This window comes from Rhizobium sp. WYCCWR 11128, from assembly GCF_013416305.1.
Classification (GTDB): Bacteria; Pseudomonadota; Alphaproteobacteria; order Rhizobiales; family Rhizobiaceae; genus Rhizobium; species Rhizobium indicum.
In genome coordinates, this window is the sequence record NZ_JACCEZ010000011.1 from 59,356 (window position 1) to 72,878 (window position 13,523).

Annotated in this window: 13 protein-coding genes; 8 read left to right on the forward strand and 5 right to left on the reverse strand. The window is 61.6% G+C overall.

Annotation, left to right across the window (positions count from 1 at the left end; translation table 11 throughout):
- Window positions 1–4: 4 nt before the first annotated feature.
- Together HX898_RS26735 and HX898_RS26740 are read right to left on the reverse strand one after the other, a co-directional pair.
- On the reverse strand, window positions 5–583 hold the full coding sequence (locus HX898_RS26735; RefSeq protein ID WP_180196268.1) for a GbsR/MarR family transcriptional regulator: 579 nt from the start codon (window positions 581–583) through the stop codon (window positions 5–7).
- A 296-nt stretch (window positions 584–879) separates the two neighbouring features.
- The gene (locus HX898_RS26740) at window positions 880–1,479 is read right to left on the reverse strand and encodes a HupE/UreJ family protein (RefSeq protein ID WP_180196269.1); all 600 of its coding nucleotides are present in this window, start codon (window positions 1,477–1,479) and stop codon (window positions 880–882) included.
- A gap of 275 nt (window positions 1,480–1,754) precedes the next feature.
- Here HX898_RS26740 and HX898_RS26745 point away from each other — a divergent pair, with 275 nt between their 5' ends.
- Window positions 1,755–2,786, forward strand: a complete 1,032-nt coding sequence (locus HX898_RS26745; RefSeq protein WP_180196270.1) for a hydroxyacid dehydrogenase — start codon at window positions 1,755–1,757, stop codon at window positions 2,784–2,786.
- A gap of 27 nt (window positions 2,787–2,813) precedes the next feature.
- Here the strand turns inward: HX898_RS26745 and HX898_RS26750 are convergent, their stop codons facing one another.
- Entirely contained in the window at window positions 2,814–3,809 is a 996-nt protein-coding gene (locus HX898_RS26750; protein WP_180196271.1) for a Tim44 domain-containing protein, read from the reverse strand.
- Between the two features lie 84 nt (window positions 3,810–3,893).
- Entirely contained in the window at window positions 3,894–4,352 is a 459-nt protein-coding gene (locus HX898_RS26755) for a YbaK/EbsC family protein (protein WP_180196272.1), read from the reverse strand.
- Window positions 4,353–4,600: 248 nt separating this feature from the next.
- On the opposite strand from HX898_RS26755, the gene HX898_RS26760 reads away from it, so the two are divergent.
- The 7 genes from HX898_RS26760 (at window position 4,601) to HX898_RS26790 (ending at window position 11,789) form a co-directional block, all read left to right on the forward strand.
- Complete coding sequence (locus tag HX898_RS26760) at window positions 4,601–5,947, forward strand: extracellular solute-binding protein (protein WP_138334004.1); 1,347 nt, start codon at window positions 4,601–4,603, stop codon at window positions 5,945–5,947.
- A gap of 64 nt (window positions 5,948–6,011) precedes the next feature.
- Window positions 6,012–7,313, forward strand: coding sequence for a sugar ABC transporter permease (locus HX898_RS26765; RefSeq protein ID WP_180196273.1), 1,302 nt, complete (start codon window positions 6,012–6,014; stop codon window positions 7,311–7,313).
- A gap of 2 nt (window positions 7,314–7,315) precedes the next feature.
- Window positions 7,316–8,158 carry a carbohydrate ABC transporter permease gene (locus HX898_RS26770; protein ID WP_003549234.1) on the forward strand — a complete coding sequence of 281 codons (843 nt, stop codon included), beginning with the start codon at window positions 7,316–7,318 and terminating at the stop codon, window positions 8,156–8,158.
- On the forward strand, window positions 8,158–9,213 hold the full coding sequence (locus HX898_RS26775) for an ABC transporter ATP-binding protein (RefSeq protein WP_138334010.1): 1,056 nt from the start codon (window positions 8,158–8,160) through the stop codon (window positions 9,211–9,213). Before HX898_RS26770 ends, HX898_RS26775 begins: the two co-directional genes overlap by 1 nt.
- Window positions 9,213–9,986: a glycerophosphodiester phosphodiesterase gene (locus HX898_RS26780; protein ID WP_180196274.1), complete on the forward strand. Its 774-nt coding sequence runs from the start codon at window positions 9,213–9,215 to the stop codon at window positions 9,984–9,986. The genes HX898_RS26775 and HX898_RS26780 overlap by 1 nt, the downstream gene beginning before the upstream one ends.
- Window positions 9,976–10,980 carry a LacI family DNA-binding transcriptional regulator gene (locus HX898_RS26785; RefSeq protein ID WP_180196275.1) on the forward strand — a complete coding sequence of 335 codons (1,005 nt, stop codon included), beginning with the start codon at window positions 9,976–9,978 and terminating at the stop codon, window positions 10,978–10,980. Before HX898_RS26780 ends, HX898_RS26785 begins: the two co-directional genes overlap by 11 nt.
- The gene (locus HX898_RS26790) at window positions 10,980–11,789 is read left to right on the forward strand and encodes an inositol monophosphatase family protein (RefSeq protein ID WP_180196276.1); all 810 of its coding nucleotides are present in this window, start codon (window positions 10,980–10,982) and stop codon (window positions 11,787–11,789) included. Before HX898_RS26785 ends, HX898_RS26790 begins: the two co-directional genes overlap by 1 nt.
- Before the next feature lie 49 nt (window positions 11,790–11,838).
- Here the strand turns inward: HX898_RS26790 and HX898_RS26795 are convergent, their stop codons facing one another.
- Window positions 11,839–13,494, reverse strand: a complete 1,656-nt coding sequence (locus HX898_RS26795) for a GGDEF domain-containing protein (RefSeq protein ID WP_180196277.1) — start codon at window positions 13,492–13,494, stop codon at window positions 11,839–11,841.
- Window positions 13,495–13,523: the final 29 nt, after the last annotated feature.

Here is a 13,523-nt window from a genome sequence, read left to right on the forward strand (position 1 = left end):
GGCGCTAACTCTTGTTCGCAGGATTTGGCCGGCGGCTGCGGCCGAGCGAAACGACCCGGTCCTTGGCCTCCAGAAGCTTGGTCACTTTCGCGCCAAGCGAGAGTAGCGTTGCGAGCCTTTCTGTTTCAAGTTGTTTTACGTCTTCATACCAATGCGTCAGCTGCTCGATCAGCGTGTGCATCTCGCTCATGCGTTGCTGCGCATGCCGCTCGGCGTCGCTGGCCGGCCGCTGCATCAGGATCTCTCGAAGAACCGACAGCGTCGGATCGACTTCGCGCTTCTTTCGCTCCTCGGCAAGCGTCCTCAATATGTGCCAGACATCGTCCGGGGTGGTGAAGAAATCGCGGCGATCGTCCGGCTTGTGTTTCAGGATGACAAGGTTCCAGGCCTGCAATTCGCGCAGGCTCATCGACACATTGGAGCGCGAGATGCCGAGCGACTCGGCGATCTCCTCGGCGCAGATCGGCGCGGGCGAGACGTAGAGCAGGGCATAGATCTGGCCGACCGTGCGGTTGATTCCCCAGCGCGACCCCATTTCGCCGAAGTGGAGAACGAAGGACTGGACGAGAGGCGGAAGGTTCATGGTCGTTTCCGTTGCGTCTGTGATTTCAGAAATTTCTGAAATCACTATACTGACTTTCACGTCTCGCCGACAATCGGCAAGGCATGCCTGCGTCAATTTGGATGTCCGTTCGTTGATCGTTGGCTAGATATAGCCCGGTACGACGTGGCTGGATTTGACTTGGGTCAAGTCCACAGCACTTTACCGCAATCACGCAGAAACGCCCGGCAATGCGCTTGCCTGCCGGGCGTTCTGGTCGGATTGAGATGTCTAGGCCGCCGCCGCTGCCCAGTTTTCGTTCAGGAATGCCGTCCGGCTCAGATCAAGCCGGCCAGGATGCCGACACCAGCAATGGCGGCAATGCCACCTGCCGTGCGCGTCACGAAGACGCCCTGGCGTTCACCGGCGCGGCCGATGACGTAACCAAGGACGAGACCGGCGACATGCAGCAGCGCCGTCGCGGCCATGAAGCCGGCGGCATAGGCGGCACCGGCGGCATTTTCCGGCATTTCGGCGCCATGTGCATGACCGTGGAAGATGGCGAAGAGGCCGATCATGCCGAGTGCTGCGGCGAGCGGCGCCTTGACATTGAGCGCAACGACGGCGCCGAGGACGACGACGGAAAGCGCGATGCCAATTTCAACGAAGGGAACATTGATCCCAGCAACGCCGAGCGCACCGCCGAGTGCCATCACCAGAACGAAGGTCGTAGGCACGAGCCAGGTGGCGCGGCCACCGAGCTGAAATGCGAAAACACCGACCATCACCATGGCGAGGACATGATCGAGGCCAGAGATCGGATGGGCAAAGCCATGGCTGAAGCCGGCAGCTTCGCCGATGGCGGGATGGGCATAGGCGACGGCTGGAAGCGCTGCGGCAGCCAAGGCAAACAGACCGCTCTTGAGTGCTGATTTCATTGCTCATTCCCTCGTGAGTTCGAATATCCTGCGGCCGCCGAACAAAGGCATGGTTCCAAGTCGCGTGCATCACGCTAGTTCAAAGAATTCGCGCCGTCAACGAAAATGCCATGAAATACCGAGCCAATTCAATTGCTTATCTGATAGGCAGATGCCGCTTTCGATAGCGCCTCCCAGCGCCCCAGCGACTCAAGATCGAACTGGAAACGGTCCCCCACAGAGGCTATCAATCGTCCGGCAGAGACGGCGCAGACCGCCGTGATGGAGGAGACGCCATGACGAATACCGAACGGCCGCTGGCGATCAGCGCGCCCGAGCCGCGCACGCTCGATCTGATTTTCAGCGACAAGGCGCGCGCCGAATTGCAGGCGAAATATGAGATCGTCGAGGCAGATCCCGAGAATATCGCCGGTCTCGGCGACGAAGTCCTCGGCAAGGCGCGTTACATCATCGGTCAACCGCCACTTTCGGCGGAAACGCTGGCCAGAATGCCGGCCTTGCGTTCGATCCTCAATGTCGAAAGCAATCTTCTCAACAACATGCCCTATGAGGTGCTCTTTGAGCGCGGCATCCATGTGGTGACCACAGGCCAGGTCTTTGCCGAGCCAGTCGCCGAAATCGGTCTCGGTTTCGCGCTGGCCTTGGCGCGCGGCATCGTCGATGCGGATGTCGCTTTTCGCCAAGGCAACGAACTCTGGGGAGGGGAGGGGAATGCAAGTGCGCGGCTTATCGCCGGCTCCGAGATCGGCATCGTCGGCTTCGGCGATCTCGGCAAGGCGCTGCGGAGGCTGCTGTCCGGCTTCAGAGCCCGGATCAGGGTGTTCGATCCCTGGCTGCCACAATCGATCCTCGAGGAAAACGGCGTCGAGCCGGCGAGCCTCGAGGATGTCCTGACGAAGAGTGATTTCGTCTTCGTCGTCGCGGCCGTCACCAGCGAGAACAGAAGATTTCTCGGCGCTAAGGCCTTCGCCAGCATGCGCAGGGGCGCGGCCTTCATCCTGCTCAGCCGCGCCGATGTCGTCGATTTCGATGCGCTGATGGCGGCCGTCTCGTCAGGCCACATCGTCGCGGCCAGCGACGTCTATCCTGAGGAGCCGCTGCCGGCCGATCATCCGGTGCGGAGCCTGAAAGGCTTCATCCGCTCGGCCCACCGGGCCGGCGCGCTCGACAGCGCCTTCAAGAAGATGGGCGACATGGTGCTCGAAGATATGGAGCTGATGGATCGCGGCTTGCCGCCGATGCGCTGCAAGCGGGCGGAACGCGAGACGGTCTCCCGCATGCGTTCCAAACCGGTGGCGGTGAATTAGAACAGAATGCCGACGTGACGCGTCGCTTTAGGCGGCGCGCTGCTCGGCACCCTGAATCGCCGCAAGCTTCCAATCGGCGCCAGACTTGCGGACGAAGGTCCAAACCTCGGTGCTTTCGCTCGGACGGCGGTCGTCGCCGGAAACGACGCGGCCGCTGTCGCGTTCGACCATCGCGTCGATCGAGGAATAACGCATGGCGAGCGTCGCATATTCCTGGCCGTCTTCGCGCCAGGCCTCGGCAATATCGCCCTGCAGCAGCTTGACGTCGGAGACGCTGTTGCGCACACCGTTGGTGGCGTTTTCGCCAAGCTCCTCGGCAAGATAGGACATCGCCTCAGGCGTCGTCAGCCGGCGCAAGGTGCCGTAATCCTCGGCGCCGTAAGCGGTCTGCACTTGGGTCAGCAGTTCCTCGAACTGATCGAGATCGGCCTGCGCCAGCCCGATCTCGTCGCTTGGCCGATTGCCGCGCGACTGCCCGCCGAATCCGCCGCCCGAACCGATCGTTGGGATCTGGAAGGACGAATTATTCTTGGGCGACATGTTATAGGACCGGCTCTGGCCTCCGACGCCGTAGGAAGGCTGGCGGCGGTTGGCGAAATAACGCATGGCGAGCATGACGGCGCCGCCGATCAGCGCGATCTGCAGCAGCATGCCGAGCAAGCCGAAACCGCCGCCGAAACCGTGACCGAGCAGCATGCCGAGAAGGCCGCCGGCAATCAGACCGCCGATCATCGAACGGCCGAAGCCACCGAGGAAACCGGGGCGCTGAGCGCCGAGAGGCTGCTGTGCGGTGGCGGGTGCCGTGGTCTGCGAACGCGGCGTCATCGACCGTTCGATCGGCGCGGCGGTTCCAGGCGCAGTGCTGGTGACAGGCGGTGCCTGGAAGGTGCGCGTGCCGCGGCTGCCAAAACCGCCGCTGCCGGCGCGGCGCGCCTCGGCATCGTCAAGGGAAGCAAAAACGGTAGCGCTCGTCAGAGCGGCAATGGCCGCGACCTTGGCAAAACGCGAAACGGCACTCGGCATTCCTGATCTCCTGTCATGCGCAATCACGGCATATCGAGATGTAATATAGGGACTCTTTCCGCCGTGTGAAGCTCTTCGCCGCCATTACTGGCAGACATCGACCCAGCTGGCGCCGGTCAGCTCCGCCAGCCGTCCGGTTTCGATGCGCACGGCCGAGTTTGTCGAGCCGGCGGCCGGCACGACTTCATCGAAACGTTTCAGCGAGATATCGCAATAGATGGGCAACGGCGACGGCAGGCCGAAGGGGCAGACGCCGCCGACCGGATGGCTGGTGACGGCCACAACCTCTTCGGCATCGAGCATGCGCCCCTTGGCTCCGAACGTGTCCTTGAACTTGCGATTGTCGAGCCGCGCCGTGCCGCCGACAACGACCAGCATCATCTGCTCGCCGACACGCAGGCAAATCGTCTTGGCGATCTGGGCCGGCTCGACGCCATGGGCTTCGGCGGCAAGCGCCACCGTCGACGAACTCTCGGCGGTTTCGATGATTTCAATATCGGGTGCGTGGGCGCTGAGGAAGGCGCGGACGGATTCAAGGCTCATGACGCGATGCTAGCCCAGGAAATACGCAATTTGAAGCGTAAAAGACGCCTGTCGAAAACCGCCGCTTGCAAGTCGCGCGGACATCGTCATAATAATTTTGCACACGTGCTCAATTTTGTCATTCGGCCGTTACGTTCAACCCCTAGAGCGGGATACGCCACGTTTTCGTGGGGTTTTCGGAGCGGTCATCATCAGCAGTGCTGACCCGTCAAGAGGCCTCACACTGCTCTTCTAGGGAGACGAAGAAGATGACCATTTTGCCGACATTGAAATCTCTTGCCGTCGCAGCCGCCATCCTGGCTTCGACCTCCGCAATTGCACTCGCCAAGGACGTTCACATCAGCGTCTGGGCCGGCGGTACCGGCCCGAACGACGTCTATCGCCTCGACGCCATCGAGATCGCAGCCCAGCAGCTGCAGCGCGAAGCCGCCCTCAAGGGCGAAGAGCTGAAGATCACCGTCGAGAAGAAGCCCTATTCGGCCTGGGAGGACTTCAAGCAGGCGCTGACCCTTGCCGCCGAAGCCAAGACCGCTCCGAATATCGTCGTCAGCGGCCATGAAGACATCGCACCCTGGTCGCAGGCCGGGCTGATCGTTCCGATCGAGGATTATGTCGATCTCGACTCCTGGCCGCTCAGCGACATCTATGAAAACCTGCTGCAGATCGCGTCCTATAACGGCACCGTCTACGGCATCCCGCAGGATGCCGAATCCCGTCCGATGTTCTTCTGGAAGCCTTACATGAAGGCGATCGGTTACAGCGATGCCGATCTGGATGCGCTGCCGCAGAGCGTCCAGGACGGTAAGTACACCATGAAGAACCTGCTCGAAGACGCCAAGAAGATGCAGGACAAGGGCCTCGTCCAGGCCGGCTACGGTTTCTATCCGCGCACCAGCAACGGCCCTGATTACTGGCAGTTCTACACCAGCTTCGGCGGTACGATGGAAGAAGGCGGCAAGCTCGTTTTCGACAAGGCCGCGATGACCCGCACCTATCAGTTCTTCGCCGATGCCGTGAAGACCGGTGTTACCAAGAAGAACCACATCGGCATGCCGGGCGACCAGTGGTGGAAAGAAGTCGCCACCGGCAAGGCCGGCATCTGGGACGGCGGCACCTGGCACTATGCCCGCCTCGTCAACCAGGAAGGCCTGAAGGACTTCTTCGGCAACGTGATCTTCACGCTGATCCCCGCCGGCGAAGGCGGCAAGGCCAACACGCTGACCCATCCGCTCGTCTACCTGCTGACCGCAGGTCACGACCAGGAAGACACCGAGATCGCCGCCCAGCTGGTCAAGATCGCCTCCGAGCCGCGCACCAACGCGCTGCATGCGGTCAAATCAGCCCATCTCGGCATCTCCAAGTCGGAAGCCACGGTCGACTTCTACTCGGCCGACCGCTGGACCCGCGAAGCCACCGAGCGCCTGCTGCCGCATGCCAATGCGATGCCGAACAATTCCGATTTCGGCAAATATTGGAACATCATGTGGAAGAACCTCGAAGCATCCTGGACCGGTGCCAAGACCGTCGACGCCGCCATTGGCGATGCCGAGAGCGAGCTGAAGAGCACGCTCGGCGACAAGATCGTCATCCGCTAGATCGAAGCACTCTTCCGGGCGGCGGTAACCCGCTGCCCGGTCGGTCCGCGATGAGGGGGCTTCCATGAAATCGTCCAGAACGCTCGGACTGGTGATGATCGCGCCTGCGGCGATCATGATCGTTCTTTTCTTCCTGATGCCGGTGGTTCTGACGGCGGTCTTCTCGATGACCAACATGACGACGGCGACCGGCATTTCCGGCGGTGTCTACCAGATCGCGCCCAATTCCCTGATCGCGCTGAAATCAGCGATGCCAGACATCGCTGCCGAGATGGCCGAACCGCGCTACACGATCGACGACGCAGGCCTCAAGGCCGTCGAGGGCCTCGGGCTTGCGCCGGGGATTGCCGCGGAATTGCGCGCCAAACATACAGGTGAGGTCTTTCCGACACGCCGCGACGTCGAGCGCATGATCAAGGATCTTGCCGAGCGACCTTCGACACGCGAGGTCAAGCAGATCTCCGAACAGTTCAACCGCTCCGTCCTCAACACCCGTTTCGACAGCAAGGAGCAGCTCTTTTCGGCGCTGGACAGTCTGGGGTTCAAGCTGACGCCGGAACAGAAGGAAACCGTCGCCAGGGTCACCTATACCGGCTGGACCTGGACGACCGACAATTTCTCACGCATGGCCACCTCGCCCGACATGGCGCGCGTGCTTTTCAATACCGTGCTCTACGTCGCGCTGGTGCTGATGCTGTTCAATGTCGGTTATGCGCTACTGCTGGCCATCTGGACGCATTACATGCCGCCGACGCCGGCATCGATCTTCCGAGGCATCTGGCTCCTGCCGCGCATCACGCCCGTCGTCATCTACGTCATGCTGTGGAAGTGGCTCGCCTGGGACAGCGGATTCATCTCTATCCTGATGGGCAAGTTCGGCTATCCGCCGAAGAACTACCTGCTCGACAACGCCTATAACGCCTGGCTCTTCGTCGTGCTGATCAACGGCTTCATCGGCGCCTCGATGGGCATGCTGGTGTTCTCCTCGGCGATGAAGGCCATTCCGAAGAGCCAGTTCTATGCGAGCGAGGTCGACGGCGCCTCGCGCTGGCAGCAGATCCGCTACATCATCCTGCCGCAGATGCGCTGGCCGATCCTCTTCGTTACCTGCTATCAGACGCTGTCGCTGCTTGCCTCCTTCAATGAAATCCTGCTTGCGACCAATGGCGGACCGGGCAATGCGACCGAGGTCTGGGCGCTGTCCGCCTATCACACGGCGCTGAGGAACTATGCCGGCAATCTGGAATACGGGTTGGGTGCCGCCATGGCATTGGTGCTCGTCGTCATCGGCGTGATGCTGTCGCTCCTCTATCTGCGCGTCTTCAACTACGGCACGCTTGTCGCCAAGCCCTTGATCGAGGATTGACCATGGCCGAACGATCGCAGCCCTCGGCAAATTACCGCAGCTGGCCTGTCATAACGGCGCTGACTATCGTCAGCCTGCCGCTGCTGCTGATGTATGTCTATCTCTTCCTCGACACCGTGACCGTGAAGCAGGCGGACGCGCTGCTGCCCTCCGGCTTGACGCTTAGTCACTGGCGATTCCTTTGGCAGACGACGGAGGGCAAGGCGAACATCTGGCAGGTGACTGTGAATACGCTGCTCTTTGCGGCCTGCACCACCAGCCTCGTGCTCATCGTTTCGTCGATGGCGGGCTATGTTCTGTCACGACTGAACGTGCCGGCGCGCGGCTTCTTCCTTGCCGGCGTCATGGTGCTGCATGCCTTCCCGTCGGTGACGCTGATCATCGCCATCTTCATCGTGCTGCAGATGATCGGCCTCTACAATTCGCTTATCGGCGTCATCCTGGTGAAGGCGGCGATCGACCTGCCGCTCGGCATCTGGCTGATGAAGGGCTTCTACGACACAGTGCCCTGGGAAATCGAAATGGCCGGCGTCGTCGACGGCGCCTCGCGCTTCCGGGTCTGGCGCAGCCTCGTCTTGCCGCAGGTCAAGCCCGGGATCATGGCGCTTGGCCTCTTTTCTTTCCTCTCCGGCTGGGGCGAGTTCATCCTACCGCAAGTGCTGGCGCCTGGTAATCAGGTGCAGGTGCTCTCGGTCTATCTCGCGGCCTTCCTCGCCGACGACAACAACTATGATTTCAACATGTTCAAAGCGGTCGGCGTCTTCTACCTCGTTCCGGTGCTGATCGTTTACGCGCTCTTCAACAAATATCTCATGAACATCTATGGCGGCGGGAGCAAAGGCTGATGCGCATCCTCCTCGACAATTTTTCGAAGAGCTTCGGCTCCACCAAGGTCATCGAGAACATGACGCTCGAAGTCGGCAACGGCGAGATGCTGGCGCTGCTCGGCCCTTCCGGCTGCGGCAAGTCGACGACGCTGTTTTCTGTCTGCGGCATCCACCGGCCGAGCGGCGGGCGCATCCTCTTCGGCGACCGCGACGTCACCGACCTGCCGAGCCAGGCCCGCAATGTCGGAGTGGTCTTCCAGTCCTATGCACTCTATCCGCACATGACGGTTACCGAGAACATCGGCTTTCCGCTGAAGGTGAAGGGCATGCCGGCCGCCGAAATCCGCAAGGAAGTCGACCGCATCGCCGCCCTCGTTCAGATCGGCAACCTGATGGGCCGCAGGCCGGCCGAGCTTTCCGGCGGCCAGCAGCAGCGCGTGGCGCTGGCCCGCGCGCTGATCCGCAAGCCCGATGTGCTGCTGCTCGACGAGCCGCTCGCCAATCTCGACGCCAAGCTGCGCCTCGAAATGCGCTCGGAAATCCGCCGCCTGCAGCGCGAGACCGGCATCACCGCCATTCTCGTCACCCACGACCAGGTCGAGGCGATGAGCATGTGCGACCGCATCGCCATCATGAAGGAAGGCGAGATCGTTCAGATCGCCACGCCTGCCGAAATGTACAATGATCCGAAGACCGCCTTCGTCGCCGGCTTTCTCGGCAATCCGCCGATCACCTTCCTGCGCGGCGTCGTGGACAAGGGCGCCTTCATCATCCCGCAAAGCGAGATCCGCGTGCCGCTGCCGGATTCTGTCGGCGCCGCCGAGGGCACGAAGCTGATGCTCGGCGTCCGGCCGGAGCATTTTACGCCGGCAGGCGACATCGCCGTGCCGGGCAAGGTCACCTTTGCCGAAACACAGGGTCGCGAGAACCTCTACGACGTGGCTCTTGCCGGCGGACCGCTGCTGCGCTCGATCCAGCCGGTGCGCAGCGATATCCATGTGGGCGACGACGTCCGCTGGGCGATCGACAGCCGCGGCATATTCGTCTTCGACGAAAATGGCAGGAGGCTCTGATGACCCGCGATTTCTCGGCATTTTTTGAGCGTTACGGCTGGCCATCGGGCAAGGGCCGGCTTCCCTTTTGCATCGGCCATCGCGGCGCCAGCGGCCATGAACGCGAAAATACCATCGCCGCCTTCCGCCGCGCCGCCGAGCTCGGCGCGGAAATGTGGGAACTCGACACGCAGCTGACCAAGGACGGCGTGGTCGTCGTCTCGCATGACGATCACCTCGAGCGCGTCTTCGGCATCGACCGCCGCATTTCCGAGATGACGGCGGCGGAGCTTGCCGGCCTCGACGGCGTCGACGTGCCGAGTTTTTCGGAGGTGGCCGCACTCGGCCGCGAGACCGGGACCGGCCTCTATATCGAATTGAAGGCGCCTGGGACCGGCATGCGCTGCTGGCAGCACCTTGCCGAGATGAACCAGCGTTTCGCCTGTCTCGGCTCCTTCGACACAGCACAGGTGCGCGAACTTAGCGACGCGGCCTGCGATTTCCCGCTTTCGGTGCTGATCCGGGTCGGCCACGATCCGCACGCGCTCGCTGACGAGGCCGGCGCCGATATCGTGCATCTATGCTGGGAGAGGGCAGGCGAACGTCCGCAGGATCTGGTGACCGACGCGCTGATGCGCCGTGCCTTCGATGCTGGCCGCGAGATCGTGCTCTGGCACGAGGAGCGGCCGGCCATTCTCGATGACATCATGAAGCTTCCGGTTCTCGGCATCTGCACGGATCTGCCCGATCTGATGCGGCCGTCGGCAGTCAAGGAAAAAGCAGTTGGCAGATAGGGATAAGGGACCGCGCAAGGTAACCTCCTTCGACGTGGCGCGTGTGGCCGGCGTCTCGCGCGCCGCCGTGTCGCGCGCCTTCACGCCGGATGCCAGCGTCTCGCCGAAGACGCGCGAGAAGGTCTATCAGGCCGCCAAGGAACTTGGCTACCGGGTGAATTATCTTGCTCGAAGCCTGACCAACAAACGCTCCGATCTCGTCGGCGTCGTCGCCGCCGGCCTCGACAATCCGTTCCGCACGCTGCAGATCGAGCATCTGGCAAGAATGCTGCTCGCCCGCAATTTCCGCCCCATCCTGCTGCCGACCTCGCCGGAGGCGGATACTTCGACGGTCATCGGCCAGCTGCTGCATTACGCCGTCTCAGGCGTCATCGTCACCTCGGATGCCCCGCCGACCGAGATCTGCGAGCAGTGTGCGGCTGAGGGTGTGCCGATCGTGCTGATCAACAAGGGCAATGACATTCCCTTCGTCGACCGCATCATCTCCGATGATCGCATGGCCGGCCATCTCGCCGCCACCCACCTGATCGACAGTGGCGCGCGAAAACCCGCCGTGATGGCCGCCCCTGCCATATCCTATACGGCGCGGCGGCGCAGCGAGGCCTTCATTGCACGCTGCAAGCAGCTCGGCGTCGAGGCGCAGTTTCTGCAGGTCAGAATCAACGACTACCGGAGCGGCTACGATGCTGCAGCCGAACTTGCCGCATCCGGCATAGACGGGCTGTTTTGCGCCAACGACTACATGGCCTGCGGCGTCATCGACCGCGTCATGCAGGGCCGCGGCCGCGATGATGCGCCGCCGCTCTCCATCATCGGCCATGACGACATTCCTCAGGCGAGCTGGACCGCCTACGATCTCACGACCATCCGTCAACCCTGCGACGTTCAGGCCGAAAAGACGATCGACCTGCTGATGAGCCGGATGGCTGAACCGGACCTGACGGCGCGTGTCGAATTTACGCCGGTGACACTGATCAAAAGAAGGACCGCCTGATGAACTCCGCATTCGACGCCGCTGCCATCCGCGCACGGGCGGAGGTCGCCATCACCGTTGCCCTCGAGGTCGGGCGGGAAACGGCCCGGTTTCGGCACGAGTCTGAGCTCGGCGCGCTTGCCGTCGAGAACAAGGGACTGCAGGATTTCGTCACCATCGCCGACAGGAAGGCCGAGCAGGCGATCCGCGAGGGGCTGCTCTCGCGCTTTCCGGATGATACTTTCATGGGCGAAGAAAGCGGCGGACGATCGGGCGAGGGCGGCACCTGGGTTGTCGATCCGATCGACGGCACGACCAACTACATCAGAGGCTTCCGGCACTGGGGCGTCTCGATCGCCTTCGTCGTCGGCGGCAAGGTGGAGATCGGCGTGGTCTACGACGCCGCCGGAGACAAAGTCTTTCACGCCGTCCGCGGCGGCGGCGCCTTCAAGGACGGTCTTCCGGTGCATGCGGCTGCGACCGTCGATCCGGCCAATGCGCTTGTCATTCTCGGCCATTCCCGCAAGACGAGCTTCGACGATTACCTCGCGCTCTCGCGGCGGCTCCACGAACGCGGCATGGATTATCGCCGCATGGGTGCTGCCGCCATCGACCTCGTTCGCGTCGCCGAGGGTGCCGCCGATCTCTATTACGAACGCCACCTCAATGCCTGGGACATGCTCGCCGGCGCGCTGATTGCCGAAGAGGCCGGCGCTGTGGTGGCGATGCCGCCGGTTGACAGGCTGCTTGCGCAGGGCGGACCCGTCATCTCTTACTCGCCGGGGCTTGCCGGCGAATTCGCGTTCATCCTCGACATCGAGGGGCTATAGATACACCGTCCCAGAGACGCGATCCGCCCGATTGGCGAAACTGCGAGCGTTACCCAACAACGCGATTGCGGCCGCTCTTTTTAGCCGTGTAGAGATTCTGATCGGCGATCGCCAAAATCTCGTTCGGAGACTTGGCAGACAGGGTATTGGCAACACCTATGCTGATCGTGACGTGCAGCCCGTTGCAGATCTCGGACCAGTCCCACTGTTCAATGGCCGAACGCAGCTTTTCGCAGACATCGGCGGCACCTCGGGGAGCGCCAGCGAGCAGGACGACGAATTCCTCGCCGCCAAAGCGAACTGCCTGATCGGTAATTCGCAACTGGCTACGCAATATGGCCCCAATGGTACTAAGGACCCGGTCGCCGATCATGTGAGAGAAGTTGTCGTTGATCGACTTGAAGTGGTCGACATCCAGCATCGCGATGGAATATGGACGCTTCTCAGACATCAGTTCCTTAAAGCGGCTGTCGAGATATTTGCGGTTATAGAGCCCGGTCAGCGTGTCCAGATAGACGGCACTGGCAAGGATATCGGTTTGCTCCTGCAATTTCTGATAGGAGGCCTCCAGCGTTTCTGCGCGCTTCGTCTCCGTTTCGGCAACTTCCTTGAACCGCCTGGTTTCATAGTAAATTTCGGCGAGACGTGCGCGCTGCTGGGTTCTCTCGGCGCTATTGCGCAAATAGGCCTGATGGTATTTCTTATGAGCCGCCAGCGCCGGATCGAACTGTCCCAGCCCTTCATAGGCCTGCGACAGATAGAGATAGATCTGGATACAGGAATCGAAACTACCGCCGTCGTCGATCAGCTCCACCGCCTCGAGCAGCGGCGACAGGGCTTCCGCGAATTTTCCGGAATTGTTGTAGATCTGGCCCAAGGTGTAGAGATATTGCTGCCTGTCCCTGACATAGCTGTTCTCTTGAAATAGCCGGTAGCGGACCATGCACTGGAGCGCCTTGTCATGTTCGCCCAAGTGGCTGTGGAATTCGGCTTTATTGCCGAGACAGATGCGAGCAGCCCAGCTGTCGCCGGTCTCGGTTGCAATGTCGAGCGCCTGTTCGGTCAGTTCCAGCGCTCTCACCAGCATCTGGCGTCCTTCCCCCGGCTGGCCGAGCGCCTCCGCGATATATCCGCCTTCCGAATGAGCGCCGCCGAGATTGATGAGCCACCAGCATTCGTAGGTCTTATTGCCGATTGATCTGGCGAGTTCGACGGACCGCTCACTCATCAAAATGGCCCGGTCGGGCTGTTTGTTGTACCAGAAGATAATTCCAATGACGTTGGTCGCCAGGCTTTGCGCTTTCAAGTCTGCGGTCTTGTCGGCCAGATCCAACGCGCGGGTGGCTTCTTCGATCGCTTCCTCGGGCAGGCCCAGTTCCAAGAGCAACCATCCGGAATACGCCCGGGCACAGGATTCCTGTTTGGGCTCCCCGCTCAATTTCCAGAAGTCTACCGCCCGGCGGACATGCGTCAGTCCAAGTTCGGCCTTGCCGATCTGAAAACAGTACCAGGCAATGTCGGTGTCGCATTGCGCGGCGAGCCGATCGTCGCCCCGCGCCTTGGCATCGGCAAGAATTTCGCCGGCCAGTGTGAGTGCCTCAACCGACCGGCCCGTACACCCAAGATGCCACGCTTCCTGCAAGCTGGAATTTGCTTGTTGCGCAATTGCTTTAGTATCAACAACTTGCATATCGAACACCAACATTTGTCTGCTGGATATGGATAGCATCAGAA

Excerpts from the sequence above, each read along its gene's own strand:
- HX898_RS26735 (WP_180196268.1), bottom strand. The coding sequence starts at position 583 with ATGAACCTTCCGCCTCTCGTCCAGTCCTTCGTTCTCCACTTCGGCGAA.
- HX898_RS26775 (WP_138334010.1), top strand. The coding sequence starts at position 8,158 with ATGCGCATCCTCCTCGACAATTTTTCGAAGAGCTTCGGCTCCACCAAG.
- HX898_RS26780 (WP_180196274.1), top strand. The coding sequence starts at position 9,213 with ATGACCCGCGATTTCTCGGCATTTTTTGAGCGTTACGGCTGGCCATCG.
- HX898_RS26760 (WP_138334004.1), top strand. The coding sequence starts at position 4,601 with ATGACCATTTTGCCGACATTGAAATCTCTTGCCGTCGCAGCCGCCATC.
- HX898_RS26740 (WP_180196269.1), bottom strand. The coding sequence starts at position 1,479 with ATGAAATCAGCACTCAAGAGCGGTCTGTTTGCCTTGGCTGCCGCAGCG.
- HX898_RS26750 (WP_180196271.1), bottom strand. The coding sequence starts at position 3,809 with ATGCCGAGTGCCGTTTCGCGTTTTGCCAAGGTCGCGGCCATTGCCGCT.
- HX898_RS26765 (WP_180196273.1), top strand. The coding sequence starts at position 6,012 with ATGAAATCGTCCAGAACGCTCGGACTGGTGATGATCGCGCCTGCGGCG.
- HX898_RS26770 (WP_003549234.1), top strand. The coding sequence starts at position 7,316 with ATGGCCGAACGATCGCAGCCCTCGGCAAATTACCGCAGCTGGCCTGTC.
- HX898_RS26745 (WP_180196270.1), top strand. The coding sequence starts at position 1,755 with ATGACGAATACCGAACGGCCGCTGGCGATCAGCGCGCCCGAGCCGCGC.
- HX898_RS26795 (WP_180196277.1), bottom strand. The coding sequence starts at position 13,494 with ATGTTGGTGTTCGATATGCAAGTTGTTGATACTAAAGCAATTGCGCAA.
- HX898_RS26790 (WP_180196276.1), top strand. The coding sequence starts at position 10,980 with ATGAACTCCGCATTCGACGCCGCTGCCATCCGCGCACGGGCGGAGGTC.
- HX898_RS26755 (WP_180196272.1), bottom strand. The coding sequence starts at position 4,352 with ATGAGCCTTGAATCCGTCCGCGCCTTCCTCAGCGCCCACGCACCCGAT.